Genomic DNA, 4,043 nt, shown 5'->3' with positions numbered 1-4,043 from the left:
TAAGTTACTACGTGCGTCCAGATACCGCTCTAGATAAAGAAGCGATTAACCGTGGTAACTCGGTGTACTTCCCATCTCAGGTTGTTCCGATGCTGCCAGAAGTGCTTTCTAACGGCTTGTGTTCCCTAAACCCGCAAGTTGACCGTCTGTGTATGGTGTGTGAAATGACTATCTCAGAGAACGGCAAACTTTCTGGTTACAAGCACTATGAAGCGGTGATGAATTCGCATGCACGTCTGACTTATAACAAGGTAGGCGCGATTCTCGATGGTGATGAAGAGCTTCGTCAGCGTTACGAGAAAGAAGTACCGCACCTTGAAGAGCTGCATAAGATGTACAAGGTGCTTAAGCAGACTCGTGATGAGCGTGGTGCGATTGAGTTTGAAACGGTAGAAACCAAGTTCATCTTCAACGCTGACCGTAAGATTGACCGCATTGAACCTGTGATTCGTAACGATGCTCACAAGATCATCGAAGAGTGTATGATTCTGGCGAACATCGCTTCTGCTTCATTAGTAGAAAAAGCCAAAGAGCCAGCTCTATACCGAATCCATGAGACTCCAGGAGAAGAGCGCCTAGCTGGCTTTAAAGATTTCTTGGGTGAGTTAGGTCTAAGCTTGGAAGGTGGTCTGCAGCCATCGCCAACCGATTACGCACAACTGATTCGTCAGATTAACGAGCGTGAAGACCGCGAACTGATTCAAACCATGTTGCTACGTTCTATGAAGCAAGCGGTATACAACGCCGACAACTGTGGTCACTTTGGCTTGGCACTGAAGCGCTACGCGCACTTTACTTCACCAATTCGTCGCTACCCAGATTTGCTCTTACACCGAGCGATCAAGTACCTGATTGCTAAAGGTGAAGGCCGCAACACTGACCGTTGGACGCCAACCGGTGGTTACCATTACTCATTTGATGATATGGATTTCTACGGTGAGCAATGTTCGACAACCGAGCGTCGTGCAGATGATGCCACACGTGAAGTGTCGGATTGGCTGAAGTGTGAATACATGCAAGACCACGTTGGCGAAGAGATGCCGGGTGTGATTGCTAACGTTACTGGTTTTGGCTTCTTTGTTCGCCTAACAGAGCTGCATATTGATGGCTTAGTGCATGTGACGTCACTAGCCAACGATTACTACCAATTTGACCCAATTGGACAGAGATTAATTGGTGAGAGTTCTGGTAATATCTACCGCCTTGGCGATTCAGTGAAGGTTAAGGTCTCTGCGGTAAACCTAGATAGCCGCCAGATTGACTTTGATATTGTCGATACTGACCGCAAGCCTCGTGGTAAAGGTAAAACCGCGAAGAAACGTGCTGCGGATGCTGCGAAAAAGGCGAAAAGCAAAAAACGCGCAGCTGTAAAAAGCCGCCGCCCAGGAAGCAGTGCTAAACCATTAGTTGAGCCTACCAAGCGCCCTGATGGTAGCAGTGAAGAAGGGACAAGCAGCAAGAGAAAGCCGAAGCGTAAACCGGCGAGTACCGATAAGCCGAAAGCGAAAAAGAAGCGCACGGCAAAGCGTAAGCCAAAAGCGCCAAAGGCTTAACACAGGAGTAGGCATAAGTACTGCCTACTCGATATTGAATAGTGAATTAAGGAGAGGCGCAGTTTGCTCTCCTTAACGTAACAAACCGAACAGGTAGACAATGAGTAACGAATTTATCTACGGCATTCACGCAGTGAAAGCTGTACTAGAAAAAGACCCAGCACGTTTTATCGAGGCTTATGTATTAAAAGGCCGTCAAGATGAGCGTCTATTACCGCTGTTGAACCAACTGCAGCAGTTTGGGGTGTCTATCCAACAAATGGGTCGTAAAGTGCTGGATGACAAAGCTCAAGGCGCTAATCACCAAGGTATCATCGCTAAGGTGAAACCAGCTAAGCAGCTGAATGAGAATGACCTTGATGACATTCTAGCGCAGCATGAACAGCCTCTGCTGCTGGTTCTTGATGGTGTGACAGATCCGCACAACCTAGGCGCATGTCTACGTAACGCAGACGCAGCAGGTGTTGCGGCTGTTATCGTACCGAAAGACCGCTCTTCGCCGTTGACAGCCACAGTGAGCAAAGTGGCGTGTGGCGCTGCGGAAACGGTTCCTCTAGTTCGCGTGACTAATCTGGCGCGTACTATGCGTGCGCTACAAGAGAAAGGCGTGTGGTTTGTGGGTACAGCAGGCGAAGCGACGCACGATATCTACCAAGCAAAACTGACGGGCCCACTAGCAGTTGTGATGGGTGCAGAGGGTGACGGTATGCGTCGCCTAACGCGTGAAACCTGTGACGATCTAATTAAGATCCCTATGGCAGGTAGCGTATCAAGCCTCAATGTTTCGGTTGCCTCTGGTATTTGCCTGTTTGAAGCGGTACGTCAGCGTTTAGCGCAGTAAATCACTCATTAAATTGATTTGTTTCTAACGCCCACCACATGCTGGTGGGCGTTTGTTTTCATCGAATTAAGGTAGATCTTGAGAGAATCACGGATGGCTAGATGGCGAAAGAAAAACTGTTTCATTATTCGCCAAATACCACTTGCCAATAAGGGGTTCTTTCTATAATATTTGCCGTCCTTAAAACTCAGTCAATTATCTTTAGTTCCTTGCTTCCTCTGGATGACTGAGCCAACTGTGGAAGCTAATAATCCGTAAGGAGCAACCAATGCGTCATTACGAAATCGTATTCATGGTGCACCCTGATCAAAGCGAGCAAGTTGCTGGCATGATCGAGCGTTACACTGGTTCTATCACTGAAGCTGGCGGTACTATCCACCGTCTAGAAGACTGGGGCCGCCGTCAAATGGCTTACCCAATCAACAAGCTTCACAAAGCTCACTACGTTCTAATGAACGTTGAAGCTGGTCAAGAAGTGATCGACGAGCTAGAAACTGCTTTCCGTTTCAACGATGCAGTTCTACGTAACATGATCATGCGCACTAAAGGCGCTGTGACTGAGCAATCTATTATGCTTAAGCAAAAAGAAGAGCGTGCAGAGCGTGCTCCTCGTCGCGAAGAGCGTACAGAAGCTAAGCCAGAAGCATCTGCTGAGTAATTCTTTTTTGGCGTAAAGCCTTAAAAAATTCTCAACTTGTTTTAGGTTCTTCGTAACTACTTCGGTATTTATGGAAGACCGCTTTTTTAAATTTAAGATCAGGAGATAGCCCATGGCTCGTTTCTTCCGTCGTCGTAAATTCTGCCGTTTCACTGCAGAAGGCGTACAAGAGATTGACTACAAAGACGTAGCAACTCTAAAAAACTACATCACTGAAGCTGGTAAAATCGTACCTAGCCGTATCACTGGTACAAGCGCTAAGTATCAGCGTCAACTAGCTCGCGCTATCAAGCGTTCTCGTTACCTAGCACTTCTACCATACACTGACAAGCATCAGTAATTGGTAAGAGTTAATAAAAGTTTAAGAGGACTAAGATAATGCAAGTTATTCTACTTGATAAGATCGGTAACCTAGGTGGCCTTGGCGACCAAGTAAACGTTAAATCTGGCTACGCTCGTAACTTCCTTATCCCACAAGGTAAAGCAGTTATGGCAACTAAAGACAACGTTGCTATGTTCGAAACTCGCCGTGCTGAACTAGAAGCTAAAGTTGCTGAGCAACTAGCTGCTGCAGAAGCTCGCGCAGAGAAAGTTAACGCTCTAGAAGCTGTTGTTATCGCTTCTAAAGCTGGTGACGAAGGTAAACTATTCGGTTCTATCGGTACTCGCGACATCGCTGACGCTATCACAGCTGCAGGTGTTGAAGTTGCTAAGAGCGAAGTACGCCTACCTGAAGGCGCTCTACGTAACATCGGTGAATTCGAAGTAAGCATCCAACTTCACTCTGAAGTATTTGCTACAGCGAACATCGCTATCGTTGCTGCTGAGTAATTTCAGTTAAAAGACGAATTCTTTCTTTTGAAAGTTTTAAAACACCAGCTTCGGCTGGTGTTTTTTTATGTCTGGAATTCAGGCGATCGGCCAAGGTCTGTTGTACAGGTATGAGGGGGTAAGAGTTACGATAGGTAAAAAGCCTATGATGATCTTTTTA

General features: G+C 46.7%; 5 protein-coding genes. All 5 read left to right on the top strand.

Going from position 1 to position 4,043, the window contains the following annotated elements; translation table 11 throughout:
- Nucleotides 1–1,553, top strand: a 1,553-nt coding sequence (locus KI743_RS24325) for a VacB/RNase II family 3'-5' exoribonuclease (RefSeq protein ID WP_285468566.1), incomplete at its 5' end; no start/stop codon positions are given.
- Nucleotides 1,554–1,653: 100 nt separating this feature from the next.
- Nucleotides 1,654–2,394, top strand: a complete 741-nt coding sequence (gene rlmB / locus KI743_RS24320) for a 23S rRNA (guanosine(2251)-2'-O)-methyltransferase RlmB (RefSeq protein ID WP_032549899.1) — start codon at nt 1,654–1,656, stop codon at nt 2,392–2,394.
- 268 nt (nt 2,395–2,662) lie between these two features.
- Complete coding sequence (rpsF, locus tag KI743_RS24315; protein ID WP_032549898.1) at nt 2,663–3,052, top strand: 30S ribosomal protein S6; 390 nt, start codon at nt 2,663–2,665, stop codon at nt 3,050–3,052.
- A 112-nt stretch (nt 3,053–3,164) separates the two neighbouring features.
- Complete coding sequence (rpsR, locus tag KI743_RS24310; protein WP_000090472.1) at nt 3,165–3,392, top strand: 30S ribosomal protein S18; 228 nt, start codon at nt 3,165–3,167, stop codon at nt 3,390–3,392.
- A 38-nt stretch (nt 3,393–3,430) separates the two neighbouring features.
- Nucleotides 3,431–3,883, top strand: a complete 453-nt coding sequence (rplI, locus tag KI743_RS24305; protein ID WP_032549897.1) for a 50S ribosomal protein L9 — start codon at nt 3,431–3,433, stop codon at nt 3,881–3,883.
- Nucleotides 3,884–4,043 lie beyond the last annotated feature (160 nt).

Origin of the sequence: Vibrio sp. D420a (assembly GCF_030248625.1) — a bacterium.
GTDB lineage: Bacteria > Pseudomonadota > Gammaproteobacteria > Enterobacterales > Vibrionaceae > Vibrio > Vibrio fortis_A.
This window is presented reverse-complemented; position numbering and strand designations above follow the sequence as displayed.

Coding starts and splice junctions, on each gene's coding strand:
- rlmB (WP_032549899.1), top strand. CDS start 1,654: ATGAGTAACGAATTTATCTACGGCATTCACGCAGTGAAAGCTGTACTA.
- rpsF (WP_032549898.1), top strand. CDS start 2,663: ATGCGTCATTACGAAATCGTATTCATGGTGCACCCTGATCAAAGCGAG.
- rpsR (WP_000090472.1), top strand. CDS start 3,165: ATGGCTCGTTTCTTCCGTCGTCGTAAATTCTGCCGTTTCACTGCAGAA.
- rplI (WP_032549897.1), top strand. CDS start 3,431: ATGCAAGTTATTCTACTTGATAAGATCGGTAACCTAGGTGGCCTTGGC.